Origin of the sequence: Isoptericola variabilis, assembly GCF_050311655.1 — a bacterium.
Classification (GTDB): Bacteria; Actinomycetota; Actinomycetes; order Actinomycetales; family Cellulomonadaceae; genus Isoptericola; species Isoptericola variabilis.
The window spans coordinates 584,374-603,626 of the sequence record NZ_JBNOZM010000001.1 but is presented as its reverse complement, the minus strand read 5'-3'; the positions used below and the strand labels follow the sequence as shown (position 1 = coordinate 603,626).

Annotated in this window: 15 protein-coding genes; 8 read left to right on the top strand and 7 right to left on the bottom strand. The window is 74.5% G+C overall.

Annotated elements, in window-relative coordinates; translation table 11 throughout:
* Nucleotides 1-97: 97 nt before the first annotated feature.
* Entirely contained in the window at nucleotides 98-1,402 is a 1,305-nt protein-coding gene (locus ACQP60_RS02870) for a GNAT family N-acetyltransferase (protein WP_429728313.1), read from the top strand.
* 2 nt (nucleotides 1,403-1,404) lie between these two features.
* A complete protein-coding gene (locus tag ACQP60_RS02865) occupies nucleotides 1,405-2,424 on the top strand; it encodes a phosphotransferase (protein ID WP_429728312.1) in 1,020 nt (339 codons plus the stop codon).
* Here ACQP60_RS02865 and ACQP60_RS02860 read toward each other — a convergent pair.
* Both ACQP60_RS02860 and ACQP60_RS02855 read right to left on the bottom strand, forming a co-directional pair.
* The gene (locus ACQP60_RS02860) at nucleotides 2,415-3,398 is read right to left on the bottom strand and encodes an Fpg/Nei family DNA glycosylase (RefSeq protein ID WP_429728311.1); all 984 of its coding nucleotides are present in this window, start codon (nucleotides 3,396-3,398) and stop codon (nucleotides 2,415-2,417) included. The two genes, ACQP60_RS02865 and ACQP60_RS02860, sit on opposite strands and share 10 nt — an antisense overlap.
* A 23-nt stretch (nucleotides 3,399-3,421) precedes the next feature.
* Nucleotides 3,422-3,889 (bottom strand): ribose-5-phosphate isomerase, encoded by a 468-nt coding sequence (locus ACQP60_RS02855; protein ID WP_429728310.1) that lies wholly within the window; start codon nucleotides 3,887-3,889, stop codon nucleotides 3,422-3,424.
* Nucleotides 3,890-3,976: 87 nt separating this feature from the next.
* On the opposite strand from ACQP60_RS02855, the gene ACQP60_RS02850 reads away from it, so the two are divergent.
* A complete protein-coding gene (locus ACQP60_RS02850; protein ID WP_429728309.1) occupies nucleotides 3,977-5,989 on the top strand; it encodes a M13 family metallopeptidase in 2,013 nt (670 codons plus the stop codon).
* Between the two features lie 106 nt (nucleotides 5,990-6,095).
* Here the strand turns inward: ACQP60_RS02850 and ACQP60_RS02845 are convergent, their stop codons facing one another.
* Together ACQP60_RS02845 and ACQP60_RS02840 are read right to left on the bottom strand one after the other, a co-directional pair.
* Nucleotides 6,096-7,139 carry a hypothetical protein gene (locus tag ACQP60_RS02845; RefSeq protein WP_429728308.1) on the bottom strand — a complete coding sequence of 348 codons (1,044 nt, stop codon included), beginning with the start codon at nucleotides 7,137-7,139 and terminating at the stop codon, nucleotides 6,096-6,098.
* 82 nt (nucleotides 7,140-7,221) lie between these two features.
* The gene (locus tag ACQP60_RS02840) at nucleotides 7,222-7,365 is read right to left on the bottom strand and encodes a hypothetical protein (protein ID WP_429728307.1); all 144 of its coding nucleotides are present in this window, start codon (nucleotides 7,363-7,365) and stop codon (nucleotides 7,222-7,224) included.
* A gap of 23 nt (nucleotides 7,366-7,388) precedes the next feature.
* On the opposite strand from ACQP60_RS02840, the gene pepN reads away from it, so the two are divergent.
* The gene (gene pepN, locus ACQP60_RS02835; protein WP_429728306.1) at nucleotides 7,389-9,956 is read left to right on the top strand and encodes an aminopeptidase N; all 2,568 of its coding nucleotides are present in this window, start codon (nucleotides 7,389-7,391) and stop codon (nucleotides 9,954-9,956) included.
* A gap of 91 nt (nucleotides 9,957-10,047) precedes the next feature.
* Here pepN and malQ read toward each other — a convergent pair whose 3' ends face one another.
* Complete coding sequence (malQ, locus tag ACQP60_RS02830) at nucleotides 10,048-12,207, bottom strand: 4-alpha-glucanotransferase (RefSeq protein WP_429728790.1); 2,160 nt, start codon at nucleotides 12,205-12,207, stop codon at nucleotides 10,048-10,050.
* A 198-nt stretch (nucleotides 12,208-12,405) separates the two neighbouring features.
* Here malQ and ACQP60_RS02825 point away from each other — a divergent pair, with 198 nt between their 5' ends.
* Nucleotides 12,406-13,464 carry a mechanosensitive ion channel family protein gene (locus ACQP60_RS02825; protein WP_429728305.1) on the top strand — a complete coding sequence of 353 codons (1,059 nt, stop codon included), beginning with the start codon at nucleotides 12,406-12,408 and terminating at the stop codon, nucleotides 13,462-13,464.
* A 35-nt stretch (nucleotides 13,465-13,499) separates the two neighbouring features.
* Here the strand turns inward: ACQP60_RS02825 and ACQP60_RS02820 are convergent, their stop codons facing one another.
* Nucleotides 13,500-13,748 carry a PTS sugar transporter subunit IIB gene (locus tag ACQP60_RS02820; protein ID WP_429728304.1) on the bottom strand — a complete coding sequence of 83 codons (249 nt, stop codon included), beginning with the start codon at nucleotides 13,746-13,748 and terminating at the stop codon, nucleotides 13,500-13,502.
* Between the two features lie 104 nt (nucleotides 13,749-13,852).
* On the opposite strand from ACQP60_RS02820, the gene ACQP60_RS02815 reads away from it, so the two are divergent.
* From ACQP60_RS02815 to ACQP60_RS02805, 3 genes are all read left to right on the top strand, one after another.
* A complete protein-coding gene (locus ACQP60_RS02815; protein ID WP_429728303.1) occupies nucleotides 13,853-14,260 on the top strand; it encodes a globin in 408 nt (135 codons plus the stop codon).
* Between the two features lie 58 nt (nucleotides 14,261-14,318).
* Nucleotides 14,319-15,242: an acyl-CoA thioesterase gene (locus ACQP60_RS02810; RefSeq protein WP_429728302.1), complete on the top strand. Its 924-nt coding sequence runs from the start codon at nucleotides 14,319-14,321 to the stop codon at nucleotides 15,240-15,242.
* Between the two features lie 67 nt (nucleotides 15,243-15,309).
* Nucleotides 15,310-16,287: a DNA topoisomerase IB gene (locus ACQP60_RS02805; RefSeq protein ID WP_429728301.1), complete on the top strand. Its 978-nt coding sequence runs from the start codon at nucleotides 15,310-15,312 to the stop codon at nucleotides 16,285-16,287.
* Nucleotides 16,288-16,380: 93 nt separating this feature from the next.
* Here the strand turns inward: ACQP60_RS02805 and ACQP60_RS02800 are convergent, their stop codons facing one another.
* Nucleotides 16,381-19,092 (bottom strand): glycoside hydrolase family 48 protein, encoded by a 2,712-nt coding sequence (locus ACQP60_RS02800; protein WP_429728300.1) that lies wholly within the window; start codon nucleotides 19,090-19,092, stop codon nucleotides 16,381-16,383.
* Nucleotides 19,093-19,253 lie beyond the last annotated feature (161 nt).

The following is a 19,253-nucleotide window of genomic DNA, read 5'->3' as shown; positions in this document are numbered from 1 at the left end:
CGTCGCGCGAGGTCGTCCGGACGGCCCTCGGGCGACTCGTCCGGCCGGCCCCGGAAATCCGCTGGCCCGGGGCCCAGGACCGCGCCACGATCGACCGGTGACCTTCGACCGTTCCCGCACCGCCCTGCCCGCCGGCTACCGCAGCCGCCCGCTCACCGCAGACGACCGTGCCGCGCTGCTCGACCTGGACACGTGGGCCTTCCCCGACCCGCACGCGGTGGCGGAGTTCGACGACCTGCCGCTGCCCCTGACGTGGCAGCGGGTGGTCGGCGTCGAGCGCGAGGACGCGCCCGGCGACGGGCTCGCCGCGATCCACGCCTCGTACCCGTTCTCGCGCTTCCCCGTGCCGGGCAACACGCTGCCGACGGCAGGGCTGACCTGGGTGGGCGTGCACCCGCAGCACCGCCGCCGCGGGCTGCTCACCGCCATGATCGACCAGCACCTCGACGAGTGCCGCCGACGCGGCGAGCCCTTGTCCGCGCTGTTCGCCGCGGAGGCCGCCATCTACGGGCGGTTCGGGTACGGCAAGGCCGCCGACGACCTGCGCGTCACCGTCCCCCGCGGCGCGGCGCTGCGCGACGTGCCTGGCGCCGCGGACCACACCGTGCGGGTGGAGCACGCCGACCGCGCGCGCCACGGCGACCTGGTCGCCCGCCTGCACCGCGCGCCGGGTCTGCCCACGAGCCCGGCGGGGATCAACCGGCCCGGCTGGGCCACGCGCGAGACCGACGAGCTGTGGGAGAGCTACTGGGCCGACCCGAAGTCGTTCCGGGCGAGCGGGCGCGAGTCGCTGCGGATCGTCGTCGTCGAGCGCGACGGCGACCCCCGCGGCTACGCGACGTTCCGCCGGAGCATGGACTGGCAGGTCACCGGACCGCGCGGCACCGTGCACCTGGGCGACGTCGTGGCGCTCGACCCCGCCGCCGCGCGCGCCCTCTGGGGCGTGCTGCTCGACCTCGACCTCATGAGCAGCACCGACCCGTTCCTGCTGCCCGTCGACGACACCGTCATGAGCCTGCTCGTGGACCCGCGGGCCGCGGGTGCCCGCATCACCGACAACGTGTGGGTGCGCGTCGTCGACGTGCCCGGCGCGCTCGCGGGACGCCGCTACCAGGCCGACGTCGACCTCGTCCTCGGCGTGACCGACGACCGCCTGCCCGACAACGCAGGGTCGTGGCGCCTGCGCGCCACGGCGTTCGGCCCGGCGACGTGCGAGCGTACCGACGCCGCGGCGGACCTGGAGCTCGACGTGCGCGAGCTCGGCGCGGCCTATCTCGGCGGGACGTCCCTCGCGGCGCTCGCCGGCGCGGGCCTCGTCGCCGACCGGACACCCGGCGCCCTCTCCCAGGCCGCCGCGGCGTTCGGCTGGCCGCTCGCGCCGGCCTGCGGCTGGGTGTTCTGACGGTGGGTGCGGCGTTCTCGGACACCGTCACGTCGGCGGCCTGGCACGCCGAGACCACGGCCTGGATCACCGACGCCCTCGCCCGCCGTGGCGTGCAGGTCGTCGCCCCGCCCGAGCAGCCGCGCGTCCGTCCCTGGTCCACGCAGCTCGTCGTCGCCACCGACGCCGGCCGCTGCTGGTTCAAGGCCACCTGCCGGTCGGCGTCCTTCGAGCCCGCCCTGCAGGCGCTGCTCGCCGAGGTCGCGCCCGACGCGGCCGACGCCCCCGTCGCCGTCGACCCCGACCGGGGCTGGATGCTCACGGCCGACCGCGGCGCCACGCTCCGCGACCTCCGGGAGCCCGGCACCGCCGACTGGTGCGCCGTCATGACACGATTCGGGCGGTTGCAGCAGACCCTCGTCGGCCACGGCGACGCGCTGCTCGCCACCGGCCTGCCCGACTGCTCCCCCGGCACGGTGCCGGGGCGCCTCGAGGCGGTCCTCGACCTGCTGCGGCACTTCCCGGCCGGCCACCCCGCCCGACCGGACGGGCGCACGCTCGCCCGGCTCCACGCGGCCCGCGACGCGGTGGCCTCCGCGGCCGCGGCCCTGGCGGAGAGCCCGCTGCCGAGCACCCTCCAGCACGGGGACCTGCACCCGGGCAACGTCTTCGAGGTCGACGGCGCCCCCCGCGTGTTCGACCTCGGCGACGCCCAGTGGGCGCACCCGCTCGAGGTGCTCGAGGTGTCGTCCGCGGTCGCCCGCCACGGGGGCACGGACTGGGCGCCGGTCGAACGGGCCTACCGCGGCACGTGGGACGCCTGGTGCGCCGAGCGGGGCCTGCCGCCGGTGGGCACGGACGACGGCGCGCCGTCGTGGGACGGCCTGCGCCACGCGGCCGGCGTCACGCACGCCGTCAACCGGTCGTGGGCGTGGTGCGGCGCGCTCGCCGAGGCCACCGAGGCGGAGTGGGCGGACTGGGGCGAGGCGCCGGGACGACACCTGGCGAAGGTGCTGGATCTGGTGCCGGAACGTCAGGCCTGACAGACGCCGCACCAGAACAGGTTGCGGCCCGCGAGCTCCTTGGTGAGCACGGGCGCACCGCAGACGCGGCACGGCAGCCCGTCACGGTGGTAGACGTAGAACGACGCGTCCCGGGGCACGGCCCCGGCGTCGCCGTCCGTGTTCTGCCGCGTGACGCGGCCGCCCCCGCCGTCCGCCAGCCGGTGCTCGGGCCGGGTGGTGACGATCGCGCCGCGCTCCGCGCCGTCGCGCATGAGCACGACCAGGTCGTCCCAGATCCCCGCCAGCGTCGCCTCGGGCACGTCGCGGCCGGGCCGCAGCGGGTCGACGCCCGCACGGAACAGCGCCTCTGCCCGGTAGATGTTGCCGACGCCCGCGATCACCGCCTGGTCCATGAGCTGCTGCCCGACCGTCACCCGCGAGCGCCGCACCCGATCGACGAACGCCGCCCGCGACGCCTCGAGCGACCCCCTGCCGCCGTCCTCCCTGATCGGGTCCGGCCCGAGCCGCGCCTCGATGGCGGCCTTCTCCGCGCCGGTGAGCACCTCGCACGCCGTCGGACCGGTGAGGTCGGCGACGGCGTGCGCTCCGACCAGCCGCAGCCGGACGGCGCCGCGCGGCGCGGGCGGGGTCCACTCTCCCACGGCGTCCGCGGCGCCGGAGGCGTCGTCGTCGGGCGTCGTCTCGCGCTCCCCGATGCGCCGGCGCGGTGCGCCGATCGCGTGCACGACGTCGGCGCTGCCGTCACCGGCGAACGACCACGCCCCGTACAGGCCCAGGTGCACGCGGAGCCAGAGCGCGTCCCCGGACCGGTCCGGGGCGAAGGCGCAGAAGAGCTGCTTGCCCCACGCCTCGGCGGCCACCATCCGGTGGCCGTCGAGCAGCGCGGCGCCGCCCGCGAACCGGCCCTGCGGGCTGGACACGGCGAGGACCTCGCCGCCGAACAGCCCGTCCAGGGCGCGCGCGAGCCGGTGGACGGTGTGACCCTCGGGCACGTCGGGACGCTCGGGCGACGAGGTCAGGCGATGGCGGAGACGTCGTGCGACGCCTCGTACGCGGCCATCTTGTCGATGCGGCGCTGGTGGCGGGCGTCGCCGCTGAACGGCTCGGCGACGAACGCCTCGACGAACGACGTCGCCTCGTCGAGCGGGTGCATCCGGCCGCCGACGGCGATGACGTTCGCGTCGTTGTGCTGGCGGCCGAGCCTCGCCGTCTCGAGCGACCAGGCGAGGACGGCGCGCACGCCGACCACCTTGTTCGCGGCGATCTGCTCCCCGTTGCCCGAGCCCCCGATGACGATGCCCAGCGAGCCCGGCTCCGCGACGACGGCCTCGCCCGCGGCGATGCAGAACGCGGGGTAGTCGTCCTGCGCGTCGTACTCGTGGGCGCCGTGGTCGACGACGTCGTGGCCCGCGGCGCGCAGGTGGTCCACGAGGTGGGTCTTGAGCTCGTATCCGGCGTGATCGGCGGCGATGTGCAGACGCATGGGTCCATTCTCCCCTACGTCCCTCCCCCACGTCGCCACCGTGCTCGACCCCCACCACGCGTGGGCGCCTGGCCGTAGGGTGACGCCATGACTGCCGACGCCACCGGGCTGCGGTCCGGCATCGACCTCAGCGCCATCGACCAGGCCGTCCGCCCGCAGGACGACCTGTACCGCCACGTCAACGGGCGGTGGATCGCCCAGCACGAGATCCCCGCCGACCGCGCCATGGACGGCGCGTTCCGCGCCCTGCACGACCTGTCGGAGGAGCGCGTCCGCGAGATCATCACCGACCTCGCCGCCACGGACGACCTCGACCCCGCGTCCACCCCCGCGAAGATCGGCGCGCTGTACGCGAGCTTCCTCGACTCCGACCGCGTCCAGCAGCTCGGCACGGCTCCGATCGCCGACGAGCTCGCGCAGATCGCGGCGGCGACGTCGCCCGCCGAGCTCGTCGACGTGCTCGGCGCCCTGCAGCGCACGGGCGGCGGCGGCGCCGTCGCCTTCTACGTCGACAACGACGCCAAGGACCCCGAGACGTACGTGACCTACCTCGTCCAGGGCGGCCTCGGCCTCCCCGACGAGGCGTACTACCGCGAGGACCAGTACGCGCCCGTCCGTGACAAGTACGCACCGCACCTGGCGCGCATGCTGCGCCTCGCGGGTGTCACCGCCACGTCCGGGTGGGGGGCGGACCCCGAGGACGCCGCGCAGCGCGTGCTCGCCCTCGAGACGAAGCTCGCCGCGCACCACTGGGACGTCGTGCGCGACCGCGACGCCGACCTCACCTACAACCCGATGACGCTCGCCGACCTCGTCGAGCGGGCTCCTGGCTTCGACTGGCGCGCCTGGGCGGCGGCGCTCGGCGCGCCCGAGGGCTCCCTGGACGCCCTGGTCGTGCGCGAGCCGTCGTTCGCGACGGGCTTCGCCGAGCTGTGGCGGACGGAACCGCTGGCGGACTGGAAGCTGTGGGCCGCGTACCACCTGGTCACCGCGCGCGCCGCCTACCTCGACGACGCCACCGTCGAGGCCAACTTCGACTTCTACGGCCGGACGCTGTCGGGCGCGCAGGAGGTGCGCGACCGCTGGAAGCGCGGCGTCGCGCTCGTCGAGCGGGCGCTCGGCGAGGCGGTGGGCGAGCAGTACGTGGCCCGCCACTTCCCGCCGGAGCACAAGGAGCGGATGGACACGCTGGTCGCGAACCTCGTGGCCGCGTACCGCGAGTCCATCGAGGCGCTCGACTGGATGACGCCCGAGACGAAGGTGAAGGCGCTCGCCAAGCTGGAGCGGTTCACGCCCAAGGTGGGCTACCCGGTGAAGTGGCGCGACTACTCCGCCCTCGAGGTCGACGCCGCCGACCTGGTCGGCAACGTCCGCCGCGCGCACGCGTTCGAGCAGGACCACGAGCTCGGCAAGATCGGCCGCCCGATCGACCGCGACGAGTGGTTCATGACGCCGCAGACGGTCAACGCCTACTACAACCCGGGTATGAACGAGATCGTCTTCCCCGCGGCGATCCTCCAGCCCCCGTTCTTCGACCCGGAGGCCGACGACGCCGTGAACTACGGCGGCATCGGCGGTGTCATCGGGCACGAGATCGGTCACGGCTTCGACGACCAGGGGTCCAAGTACGACGGCGACGGCCGCCTCGAGGACTGGTGGACCGAGACCGACCGCACCGAGTTCGAGAAGCGCACCCAGGCGCTCATCGCGCAGTACGACGCCTTCCGCCCGGCGCAGCTGCCCGAGGACGGGCCGCACGTCAACGGGGCGCTGACCATCGGCGAGAACATCGGCGACCTCGGCGGCCTGTCCATCGCGATCAAGGCGTACCGCATCGCGCTCGGCACGTCGCTCGAGGACGCCCCCGTCGTCGACGGCCTCACCGGCCTGGAGCGCGTGTTCCTCGGCTGGGCGCAGGTGTGGCAGTCCAAGGGCCGCGACGAGGAGGTGGTGCGCCGCATCGCCACCGACCCGCACTCCCCCAACGAGTTCCGCTGCAACGGCGTGGTCCGCAACATCGACGAGTTCCACACCACCTACGGCGTGGGCCCCGACGACGCGCTGTGGCTCGCGCCCGAGGAGCGCGTGCGCATCTGGTGACGCGGCCCTGTCCAGGCACGCCCTGACGCGACGAGGCCGCCGACCGTCTCACGGTCGGCGGCCTCGTCGTCTCTCTCGTCGTCTTCGGCCCGGGGGCGCGGGCGCCTCAGCTCGTGCCGATGCCCGCGCGGGCGAGGGAGAAGCCGTTGCCCGTGGGGTCGTGGGTGCACGACATCCCGGTGTCCTCGCTGCGGCAGGTGAAGTCGCCCTCGGTGATCGAGTCGCCGTACTCCAGGACGTCGACGTCGTCGGTGGCGGCCGTCGGCTGCTCGCCCTTCGGGACGCACGGCTGCGCGACCTCGCCCGCGCCGTCGACCGTCACCACGTACCCCGTGGTGCCGTCGCACCCCTCCATCGGGGCGGGCTGCTGGTTGAGCTGCGCGATCCCGCACGACGCGCCGTCGGCGTAGATCGAGCAGGTGATGTTCTTGGACGGCGCCGCGAAGTGCGCCAGCGCCTCCCCCTGCATGGGGGCCTCCTCCGACGCCGACGGCGTCGGCTCCTGGGAGGCCACGGGGGCACCGCCGGCCTGCGGGGAGGTGGGCGACGGCGCGCCGAACATCTGCACGGCGAGCACCACCATCGTCACGATGAGCACCGCGTCGACCGCGATGAACGCGATCCACCCGGCCGAGAGCCGGCGTCGTCGCCGAGGCGGGGCCGGAGGGGCCGGAGGGGCGGCGTACCCGGCCTGCGCCGCGGGCTGCTGCGCGTACACCGGCTGCTGCACCTGCGTCGCCGCCGCGGCGGGGCCGGGGGCGTAGGACGGCTGAGGCGCGTACGCCGGCTGCGCCGCGTAGGCGGGGGGCGCGGACGCGGGCGGCGCCGACGGCACGGCCGGCGGCAGCTGCTGGGTGTGCTGGGCGGCCGGCGGGTACGCGGGCTGGGGGGGCGCCTGCGGCGCCGTGGCTCCGGCGTCCGGCGGCGGGGGCACCGGGGCGTGCACCGTCGACGCACCGGCGGGCGGGGTGGCGGGCGCGGGCGCGGTGACCTGCTGCAGCGGCACCTCGGCCCGAGGGTCGACCGCGGCGGGCCGCTGGTACGCCGACGCGACACGGCGCACGCCGCCGGCCGGCGACGGCACGGACGGCGGCAGCGACGGCGGCCTGCCGTCGGACCCCGGCGGGGGCGGCGGAACGGTGCCGGACATCTGGACTCCCTCCAGTCACTCCTCGGGCTCGCCTCGGGCCGGTGCGGGGCACCCGCGCGGCGGCGACGCACCGGGCAGGATGTCACGATCGGGTCTCGGCGGTCGAACCCGCGGCGGCCCCGCAGGCGCCGGGGACCGGGAATCCCGTGCGTCGTGGCAGGCCCGAGGTGGCATCATCGTGCGCGAGCGACGCGCCCATCACGCGCTGCACCACCTTGAGCAGCACCCACCACAGACGAGGGAGAACCCGTGCCCGGAGAGAACCTGACCCGCGCCGAGGCGATCGAGCGCGCCGACGTCGTCACCGACGTCGAGTCGTACGCCGTCGACCTCGACCTCACCACCGGACCGACGACGTTCGCGTCCACCACCGTCGTCCGGTTCTCCGCCACCCCGGGCGGGAGCACGTTCGTCGACCTGGTCGCGCCCGCCGTGCGCGAGGTCGTGCTCAACGGCGTCGCCCTGGACCCGGCCGAGGTGTTCGCCGACTCCCGCATCGCGCTGACCGGCCTGGCCGCGACGAACGAACTGCGCGTCGTCGCCGACTGCGCCTACATGAACACCGGCGAGGGCCTGCACCGCTTCGTCGACCCGGTGGACGGCGAGGTCTACCTCTACACGCAGTTCGAGGTGCCGGACGCGCGCCGCGTCTTCGCGACCTTCGAGCAGCCCGACCTCAAGGCGCCGTTCCAGCTGACCGTCACCGCCCCGGCCGCGTGGCAGGTCGTGTCGAACCAGCCGACCCCCGAGCCGACGCCGGCCACGCACGCCACGGAGCCCGACGTCCCGACCGCGACGTGGACGTTCGAGCCGACGCCCCGCATCTCCACGTACCTCACCGCGCTCGTCGCCGGCCCGTACGCCGTGCAGCGCGGCGAGCTGACGTCGTCGGACGGCCGCACCATCCCGCTGGGCGTGTTCTGCCGCTCGTCGCTGGCCGAGCACCTCGACGCGGACTACATCATGGAGACCACCCGCAAGGGCTTCGCGTTCTACGAGTCGACGTTCGGGGTGCCCTACCCGTTCGACAAGTACGACCAGCTGTTCGTGCCCGAGTACAACATGGGCGCGATGGAGAACCCGGGCTGCGTGACGTTCACGGAGTCGTACGTCTTCCGCTCCCAGGTCACCGACGCCGTCCGCGAGCGCCGGGTCGTGACGATCCTGCACGAGCTGGCCCACATGTGGTTCGGCGACCTCGTCACCATGAAGTGGTGGAACGACCTGTGGCTGAACGAGTCGTTCGCCGAGTACGCGTCGACGCTCGCCACCGCCGAGGCCACCGAGTGGGAGGCCGCCTGGACCACCTTCTCCGCGATGGAGAAGACGTGGGCCTACCGCCAGGACCAGCTGCCCTCCACGCACCCGATCGTCGCGGAGATCCGGGACCTCGAGGACGTGCAGGTCAACTTCGACGGCATCACCTACGCCAAGGGCGCGTCGGTGCTCAAGCAGCTCGCGGCGTGGGTCGGCCGGGACGAGTTCCTCTCCGGGGTGTCGGCGTACTTCCGCAAGCACGCCTGGTCGAACACCGAGCTGCGCGACCTGCTGGTCGAGCTCGAGGCGACCAGCGGCCGTGACCTGACCGCCTGGTCGAAGGCGTGGCTGGAGACGGCGGGCGTGAACACGCTGCGCCCGGAGATCGAGGTCGACGCCGAGGGGCGCATCACCGGCTTCGCCGTGCTGCAGTCGGCGCCGGCGGACTACCCGACCATTCGTCCGCACCGCCTCGGCATCGGCTTCTACGACGTGGTGGACGGTGCGCTGACCCGCACGCACCAGGTCGTCATCGACGTCGACGGCGAGCGCACCGACGTCCCGGAGCTCGTCGGTCGCGAGCGCCCGGCGCTCGTCCTGCTCAACGACGAGGACCTCGCCTACGCGAAGATCCGCCTCGACGAGGCGTCGCTCGCCGCGGCGGTCGAGCACCTGTCCCGGATCGCCGACCCGCTGGCCCGCTCCCTCGTGTGGGGCTCGGTGTGGGACGCCGTGCGCGACGGCGAGACCCCGGCGTCGTCGTACGTGGATCTCGTGCTCGGCAACATCGCCGCCGAGACCGAGTCGACGACGGTACGCACCACGCTCAACCAGCTCGGCCTGGCCGCCCGGTCGTACGTGGCGCCCGAGCGCCGTGCCGCCACCCTGGCGCGGATCGGCGATCGGCTCTGGGGCCTCGCGCAGGAGGCGGCCGCGGGCTCCGACCTCCAGCTTCAGCTCGTGAAGTTCTTCGCGCAGCTCGCGTCGACGACGGACCACGTCGCCCCGCTGCGCGGCCTGCTCGACGGCACGGTCGCGCTCGACGGGCTCACCGTGGACACCGACCTGCGGTGGGAGCTGCTGGAGAGCCTCGTGCTGCTCGGCGCCGCCGACGACGCGGAGATCGACGCCGCGCTCGCGCAGGACGACACGGCCACCGGGCGCCAGGCCGCCGCCCGCGCCCGCGCGGCCACGCCGACCGTGGCGGGCAAGGAGGGCGCGTTCGCGTCCGTCGTCGACCGGACGGACGTGCCGAACGCGATCATCCGCTCCACCGCCGCCGGCTTCGTGCACGTGACCGACCCGGCCGTGCTGGAGCCGTTCGCCGCCCGCTACGTCGACGCGCTGCTGCCGATCTGGACCACGCGCAGCTACCACATCGCGGAGGAGCTCATCGAGGGCCTCTACCCGGCGCCGCTCGCGTCGGTCGCGCTGCGCGACGCCGTCCGCGGCTGGCTGGACGCGAACGCCGACGCCCCCGCCGCCCTGCGCCGCATGGTCGTCGAGCAGCTCGCCGGCACGGAGCGCGCGCTCGCCGCGCAGGCCGCCGACGGGAGCTGACCTCCGCACCCACCGGGGCGTGTGAGCACGAGTTCGGGGACTATCACCGCGGTGATAGTCCCCGAACTCGTGCTCACAGCGTCGTGCGGGGTCAGCGGGCGGTGCGCACCGCCTGGACGAGGGAGCGCAGGCGGGCGTTGTCGAACAGGTCGTCGACGAGGACGACGTTCCCCGACCCGTCGGCGAGCGGCACCTTCCAGTTCGGGTACTCCTGGTCGGTGCCGGGCTGGTTCTGCGTGCGCCGCTCGCCGACGGCGTCGGTGAGCTGTACCCCCACGAGGGCGGCCGGCGACTTCCGCAGGTACCGGTGCAGCCCCTCGACGATCTCGCGCTCGGACGGGTGGTCGGAGACCAGCCCGCGCATGGCGAGGGCCAGCACCGCCTGGTCGCGCTCGGCGCGGGCGGCGGCGCGCAGCTCCTGCGCGTCGTCGGCGAGCAGGCCGAGGCGCTCGCGCAGGTCGACGTGCTCGCCGGCGAGGTAGCCGGCCGCGGGCGGCATGTCGTGCGTGCCGACGGTCGCGAGCGACATCCGCCGGTACTTCTCCGGCTCCAGAGGGCGCCCGTCCTCCTTCTCGAACCACAGCACCGAGGTACCGAGCACCCCGCGCTCGGCGAGCTCGTCGCGCACCCACGGCTCGAAGACGCCGAGGTCCTCCCCCACGACGACGGCGCCCGCGCGGTGCGCCTCCAGGCACAGGATGCCGAGCAGCGCCTCGTGGTCGTAGCGCACGTACGCGCCGTCGGCCGGCGACGAGCCCTCGGGCACCCACCACTGCCGGAACAGGCCCAGCACGTGGTCGACCCGGAGTGCGCCCGCGTGCCGCAGCACCGTGCGCAGCATGTCGCGGTACGGCGCGTAGCCGGCCTTCGCGAGGGCACGCGGGTTCCACGGCGGCTGCGACCAGGCCTGCCCCTGCTGGTTGTACATGTCCGGCGGCGCGCCCACGGAGACGTCGCGGGCGAGGACGTCGCGGTGGGCCCACGCGTCCGCGCCCCGGGGGTGGGCGCCGACGGCCAGGTCGTGCATGATGCCGATCCGCATCCCGGCCTCGCGGGCCACGCGCTGGGCGGTCTGCTTCTGCTCGTCGGCCACCCACTGCAGCCACACGTAGAACTCGACGCGCTCGGCCAGCTGCTCGCGCAGCGCGGCGACCGCGGGCGACGCCGGGTCTCCCAGCTCGTCCGGCCGGGGGCGGGAGCCGAGGTGCTCGACGATCGCGCACCACGTGGCGAAGTCGCGCAGGCCCGCGCCCTCCTCGGCGACGAACTCCTGGTAGGCGGCCTCCCGCGCGGCACGACGCGGCGCGGTGAACACCACCTCGAGGGCCGCCTTCTTGGCCTCCCACACGGCGTCGCGGTCCAGCGCGCCGGGGTCGGCCACGAGGTCGCGCACCGGGTCGGCCGCCCACTCCACGAGGGAGCGGTCCGCCGCCGACAGGTACGCCGTCTCCGGGATGTCCTCCACCCGCACGTACAGGGGGCTGAGGAAGCGCCGGCTGGTGGGCAGGTACGGCGACGGGGTCACCGGCGTCACGGGCTCCGTGGCCGACAGCGGGTTCACGCCGACGAAGTCGGCCCCCGCGCGGTGCGCCGTCAGCCAGGCCAGGTCGGCGAGGTCCGCCAGGTCGCCCACGCCCCACGACGTGCGCGAGCGCACCGAGTAGAGCTGCACGAGGAAGCCCCACCACTGGTCGTCCTCCAGCCCGGCGGGCAGCTCCAGCCGCCGCGGGGTGACGACGACGGTCGCGCGGGACTCGTGCCCCTCCGTGAGCGCGTGCAGCGAGTGCCACCCGAGCGGCAGGTCGTCCGGCAGCGCGAACGTCGCGCGGCCCACCCGGCGCCCGTCCACCGACCGCGGCTCGACCAGCACGTCGAGCTGCTCCAGGTCGCGGCGGCGGCGCACCTCGTGCTCGCGCGCCGCGGGCTCCGCGCCGTCCAGCTCGAGCCACACGTGCACGGCGGCGCCGTCCGTGACGTGCACGGGGACCTGCGCGCCCGCGCCCTCGCGCACCACGACCGTGGGCCGCAGGACGGCGCGCCACTCGTCGTCGCGGGCGCGCTGCAGGCTGTGCGTCACCTGCTGCGGGGTGTCGGCCGGCACGCCCAGCGCGCCCAGCACCGCGACGAGGGTCGACGCCGGCGCGACCACCACCTCGCCGCCGAAGCCGTGGTGCTCGCCGAGCACGCCGTACGCCTCCGCGAGCTCGCGCAGCTCCGCGCTCGGCGCGTCGGCGGGCCCGGCCTCGGACACGCCGCCCGCATCGTCGCTGGCATCGTCCCGGGCGCCGTCCGGGGTCTCGTCGCGGGCGTCGTCCGGGGTGGTCGGCTGGTCCTTGCTCACGGAGACGATCCTGCCATCCCCCGCCCCACCAGGCCGTCCGCCCACGCGGCACGACGTCACGCCCACCGACGTTTCGTCGCGAGGGTACCCCTCGCTACCGTGGGGCGGGTGACCCCCGCGATCTCCACGCTCCGGACCGCTGCCCCGACGGCGGTGACCCCGGACCCGACGCCCAGCCCGAGCGCGACGAACACCGAGTCCGCCGTCGAGGACACCATCAAGGCCGCGGCCGACGCCGGCGAGTCGTTCTGGACGTGGTTCACGGGCTGGCCGCTCCACATCCTCATCATCCTGGTGGTCGGGCTGCTCATCCTCGCGCTGCTGCGCCGCGTGATCGGCCATGTGACGGAGCGCATCGCCACGGGCTCGGGCACGACCACCGCCGAGGGCGGCCCTGCCTGGCGCCGCTACCTGCAGCGCACGCCGTTCGTTGAGGACGCGATCGCGATGGCGAACCCGCTGGCCAGCCAGCGGCGCGCGCAGCGGGCGCGCACGGTCGGGTCGGTGCTGCGCTCGACCGCCAACATCGTCGTGGGCACGATCATCGCGCTGATGGTCCTGGCGGAGCTCGAGGTCAACGTGGCCCCGCTGATCGCCTCCGCCGGTGTCGTCGGCATCGCGCTGGGCTTCGGCGCCCAGGCGCTGGTCAAGGACTTCATCTCCGGCATCTTCCTGCTGGTCGAGGACCAGTTCGGCGTGGGCGACACGGTGGACCTGGGCTCCGGGGCGGTCGGCACGGTCGAGGAGGTGCAGCTGCGCGTGACGCAGGTGCGGGCCTTCGACGGCACGCTCTGGTACGTGCGCAACGGCGAGATCCTGCGGGCGGGCAACATGACGCAGCAGTGGTCGCGCTCCGTCGCGGAGGTGCGGGTGCCGCTGGACGCCGACGTCGACGTGGTGCGGGCCGCGCTCGGCCGCGCGGCCGACGCCGTGCAGGCGGACCCGGAGCTGTCGCCGCTCCTCCTCGAGGCCCCGTCGGTGCGCGGCGTGGACGCCGTCAACGACATCACCATGACGTTCACGCTGCACGCGCAGACGCGGCCCGGCGACCAGTGGGAGGTCTCGCGCGAGCTGCGCCGGCACGCCCAGGCGGAGCTGCGCACGGCGGGCGTGCTCGAGCAGCCCGCGGAGGTGGAGCCGGCGATGATCGAGGAGTCCGAGGCCTGACGCCCCGGGTCGACCAGGAGTCGATCAGGAGTCGATCAGGAGACGAGCAGCGGGTCCATCTGGGCGGCGAGGTCGTCGGCCTCCGGGCCCACGATGACCTGCACCACGCGGCCCGAGCGCACCACGCCGAACGCGCCCGACGCCTTGAGCCCCTGGTCGTCCACGAGGGCCGGGTCGCTCACCTCGACCCGGAGCCGCGTGATGCAGGGCTCGAGCTCGACGACGTTCCGGCTGCCGCCGAGCGCAGCGAGGATGTCGTCGGCCTTGTTCGGGGCGATGGTCATGGGGGCCTCCCGTGGAGCGCGTCGTTGCAGGTCCGTGATCAGCCTAACGCTCTCGGGCGCAGAGCGGGAGCAGCGGCACCGCGGGTGTCTGGGAGGATGACCCCGTGACGGACCAGACTTCACCCGCGTCGCCTCCCGAGTCGTTCTACGAGGCCGTCGGCGGGCACGCCACGTTCGAGCGCCTCGTCGACGTGTTCTACGAGGGTGTCGCCACGGACGAGGTGCTGCGCCCCATGTACCCGGAGGAGGACCTCGGCCCGGCCAAGGTGCGGCTCACGCTCTTCCTCGAGCAGTACTGGGGCGGCCCGACGACGTACAGCCAGCAGCGCGGTCACCCGCGCCTGCGGATGCGGCACGCGCCGTTCAAGGTGAACCCCGACGCCCGCGACCGCTGGCTGGCGCACATGCGCGTCGCCGTCGACGCGCTGGACCTGGCGCCGATCCACGAGTCCCAGCTGTGGGACTACCTGGAGCGCGCCGCGTACAGCATGATCAACACGTTCGACGAGTGACCCCGACACCCCCTCGACCCGTCCTGCGAATCGACCTGCGAAACGACCTGGAGCGCGTGTGAGCGAGACGTCCACCACCACGCCGGCCCCGGCGGGCATCCCCGACGCCCTGGACCGCCTGCTGGCGGCGCTCGACCTGCGCGAGGTCGACGGCTGGGGCCCGCGCGGCGAGGACGACCTGTGGCGCGGGGACAGCGTGCCCGGCCCCGGCCGCCGCGTGTACGGCGGCCAGGTGCTGGCCCAGGCGCTGCTGGCGTGCGGCCGCACGGTGGAGGACGACCGGCTGCCCCACTCGCTGCACGCCTACTTCCTGCGCGAGGGCGCCCTGGACACCCCGATCGACTTCGCCGTCGAGCGGCTGCGCGACGGGCGGTCCTTCAGCGCACGCCGCACGCACGCGATCCAGCACGGCAAGCCGATCCTGTCGCTCACGGTGTCGTTCCAGACCGACCAGCCCGGTTACGAGACCTCGGAGCCCGCGCCCCCCGGCGTCCCGGCGCCCGAGGACGTCCCGTCGGCGATCGAGGTGCTCGAGGGCATCGACCACCCGGCCGCGAAGTTCTGGTCGCACGAGTCGGCCTTCGACCTGCGTCACGTGGGCGGGTCGCTGTACCTGGGCCCCGACCCGGAGCCGAAGCCCACCCAGCAGGTGTGGGTGCGCGCCCGGCACGCCATCGAGTCCGACGACCCGCTGCTGCACCGCGCGCTCCTGGCGTTCGCGTGCGACCAGGTGATGCTCGAGCCGATCCTCCGCCAGGCGGGGAAGTCGTGGATCGACGTCGGCGGCACCGTGCCGATGGCGAGCCTCGACCACGCCATGTGGTTCCACCGCGACGCGCGCGCCGACGACTGGCTGCTGTACGTGCAGGAGTCGCCCGGCGCGCAGGGCGGGCGCGGCCTCGGCCTCGCCCGCGTCTACGACCGCGAGGGCCGGCTCGTGGCGAGCATCGCGCAGGAGGGCATGATCCGGCTCCCCGCCTGACGGCGCCTCTCCCCGTGCCTCACCGCGGCGGCCTGCGGGGACCGCGCCCGCGCCGCACACTGTGCGCGTGCGACTGCGCCACGTCTCCGCCTCCTCCCCCGGCTACTCCCGGCGTGCGAAGGGGGACGGCTGGGTGTTCCTCGACGTCGACGGCGCGCCGCTCGAGGACGCGGCGGAGGTGGCCCGCTGCACGCGGTTGGCGATCCCGCCCGCCTGGACCGACGTGTGGATCTGCCGCTACCCGGACGGCCACCTGCAGGCGTTCGGCCGGGACGCCGCCGGGCGGGGCCAGTACCTCTACCACGAGGAGTGGCGGGCGCGGCGCGCACGACGCAAGCACGACCACGTGCTCGACGTCGGCCGGCGGCTCCCCGGCGCCCGCGCCGCCGTGACGCGCGACCTGGGTCGCGACGGCGTCGGCCGGCGCCGCGTGCTCGCCCTCGCGTTCCGGCTCCTCGACGACGCGTACTTCCGCGCCGGCGGCGAGGTCTACGCGGCGCGCCACGGCAGCTACGGCCTCGCGACGATCCGCAAGGAGCACGCCACCGTGCGGCGCGACGGGAGCGTGCACTTCCGCTACCCCGCCAAGTCGGGGCAGCGGCGCGACGTGCTCGTCGAGGACCCGGTGGTGGCCGCCCTCGTCACGACCCTCAAGCGCCGCCGCGGCGGCACCGACCTGCTCGCGTGGCGGGAGGACGACGGCACGGGCTGGCACGACGTCACCAGCGCGGACGTGCAGGCCGCCGTGAAGGACCGCCTGGGCGAGGACGCGACGCCCAAGGACTTCCGCACCTGGCACGCCACGGTGCTCGCGGCCCGGGCGCTGGCCGACGTCGGCGCGCCGCCGCGCTCGCAGCGGGGGCGGCGACGGGTGGTCGCCGAGATCGTGCGCGACGTCGCCGACGAGCTCGGCAACACCCCCGCGGTCGCCCGCGCGTCCTACATCGACCCCCGGCTGATCGACCTGTGGGAGCACGGCGAGACGATCGGCCCGACCCGCACCCGCTCCGCCGCCGAGCGCGCCGTCCTGGACCTGCTCGGCTGACGTCCTCCGAGGAGCGTCGGTGCGGGTCGCGCACGACGGCGGCCGGGGCGCCCCGCGGGACGCCCCGGCCGCCGGGTCCTGAGGTGGGTGCGGTCAGTCGCAGGCCAGCGGGCCGTCGGCCGGCGCCGTCCCGTTCGCGACGAAGCCCACCGTGGTGGACGCCCCCGGAGCGAGGTCGGCGTTCCACGCCGCCCCCGTGATCGTGCCGCCCGAGAGCACACCACCCCACAGGTTCGTCGTGGACAACCCCGCCGGAGCGGTCACCGCCCAACCCGGCGCACCGTCGTCACCCGCGGTCACCACGACCTGCCCCTGATACCCGCCCGACCACGAGTTCGTCGTCGAGTACACCGCCGTGCACGCACCCTCCACCGGGCCCGGACCACCGTCGTCCGCCCCCGTGGTCACGCTCACCGGCTCCGACGCCGCCGAGGTGTTCCCCGCCGCGTCCCGCGCCGTCACCGTGATCTCGTACGTCGTCTCCGGGTCCAGACCGGTCACCGTGGCCGACGTCGTCGAGGACGTCGTCGCGGCCTCGCCGTCGACCAGCACGCTGTACCCCGTCACCCGCGTGTCGTCCGTCGACGCCGACCACGACACCGACACGCTCGTGCCGTCCGCCGTCGCCGTCACGCCCTGCGGCACGCTCGGCGCCGTCGTGTCGTCCGTGGGGACGTCCTCGCCGAACAGCCGGTCGTAGTCCGCGAGCGCCGTGGCGACCGCCGTCTGCGCCCAGAACCGGTGGTAGGTGAACTCGGGCGCCGGGCCGCCGTCGAGGTGGTCCTGCACCTTCTGCCACTGCGGGTCGTCGGTGTAGAACGACCGCAGGTCGAGGAACGACGAACCCGCCCCGATCTCGTCGCCGTTCGGCATCGTGCCGGTCCAGCCCTCGGGCACGTACACGCCGTCGCCGCCCTCGGAGGTCAGCACGTCGTCGAACCGCGAGTAGTCGGCGCGCGTCTCGGTGGTGGAGACGCCGATCGGGTCGCTGTTCTGGGTCCAGATCGCGTCGAGCAGGTCGTGCGCGACCTGCTGGGCCTGCGCGTGCTGCTCCCCCTCGCCGCCGGCCGCGTAGTACATGAGCGACCGGGCGAGCGCGCCCGCGACGCCGACGTCCTGCCCGTAGGCGGTGACCTCGACGGACAGCCCGGCGTTGTCGCCGGGGTCCGCGGGATCCCAGTCGTCGGGCTGTCCCGACCAGGCCAGGTTCGAGGGGACCTGCCACGAGTCGTCCGTGACGGTGATGTGGTCCATCACCCAGGGCACCCACTTGTCGAGGACTGCCTCGGCACGCTCGTCGCCCGTCTCCTCGTACAGCTGCGCGATGCGCTCCACGCCCCAGCCCTGCATGCCCATCCACTGGTTGGACGGCGGGTCGTGGTAGACCGGCGCCTCCTGGTAGGCCATCCCGTAGAACGTGGCGACGTCGTCGGGCCGGTCGGCGTAGTGCCCCTCCCAGCTGTTGGTCGCGCCGCCCGCGATGCCGCCCTCGGGCGCCTGGAGCCACTGGTACAGCTCGAGCTGACGGTCGAGGCTGGTGGCCCAGTCGTCGGACGCGGTCGGCGACGCAGGCTCGAGGTCCGGGTCGTTCGACAGCGCCCACGCCGCCATCGGGTTCTGGTACCCGAAGTGGGCGTGGCTGGAGCCGATGCGCCACGCCCACGGCGACGCCGTGTCGAGCGCGCCGCCCCACGCGTAGTACCAGGACAGCAGGTAGTGCGCGCTGTCGCGGCCCGTGCCGGCGGCGCACGACGTGGACTCGCAGCCCGGCGTCTTGAAGTACTTGTCGAACAGGGCGTAGCGCAGGTAGTCGCCCATCTTGGAGGCCTTGCCCACCGTGTCGGCCACGGCCTCGGGCTGCCCCTGCTCGGCGGCGAACTTGTTGGCCCAGTACGCGGCCTCGACGGCGCGGGCGTCGGCGTCGGGGGCGTTGGTGTACTTCCACTGCTTCGCGTACGACGCGTCGCCCGTGAACAGGTCGAGGTAACCGTTCTCGCCGCCGTAGGAGAAGTCGTCCATCGACGGTTGCGGGATCGTCTCCCACACGGACTCCTGCGGGCCGCGCTGGAACGTGTTGATGTACGACGTGCCCTCGTGGTCCGGCCCCAGCAGCTCGGACGAGCCGGGCGCGGCGCCGAAGCCGTAGACGTTGTCCACGTCGGCGAGCCAGTGCATCCCGTACACCTCGGGGGTGCCGTAGGTGGACTCGAGCTCCGCGCCGATCGGGTCGCGGCCCACGGACACGCCCGTGTCGAGCTGGGACGGGTACTGGCTCGGGTGGTCGAACTCCGGGGCGTACGTGGCCGGCTTGGCCGGGTCGTAGGCCGCGTTGGTCGGCTGGTTCTCCGTGGTGGGGATCATGTACTTCTCGAGCGTGTCCCAGGCGTGGTTGAACGGCTCCCAGTCGCCGGTCACCTGCCCGTAGGAGGTCTCGAGCCACAGCCAGAACGAGTACGCCTCGCTCGTGGTCTCGTGGCCGTAGTCCGGCGCCTCGACCATGAGCGTCTCGACCGCGTGGTACGGGATGCCCTGCGGCGAGAAGTAGCCGTTGGCCGGGTCGTGGACCTTGTCGTAGAGCTCCAGGAACCGCTGCGTGTACTCGCCGTCGACGAGCAGCGTGCGCTCCGCGGGGACGCTCGCCGCGGGCGCGGCGGTGGTACCGGGCGCCGCCGCGGAGGGCCCGGCGGCGGCGAGCGCCGCGAGCGCCGCGAGCGCGGCCCCCACGGCGACCGCGCGGCGGGCCCGTCCGGGCTCCGGGTGCGGCCGGGGCGTTCGTGACAGTGGTTGCGCCAGCTCTCGTGGCATCTGTCGTGGCATGCGTTGTGGCATCGTGCGTCCACCTCTCATCCTTGGGAGGCTCGCCCCGCCCCGCGGTCCGCCGGCGGCGACGGGGGCGTCGAGCACCCCCCGAGGCTGGGCGCGGTCCCGCACCCGGGGCAACGCACGGAAACGTTTCGGGTGCCGGT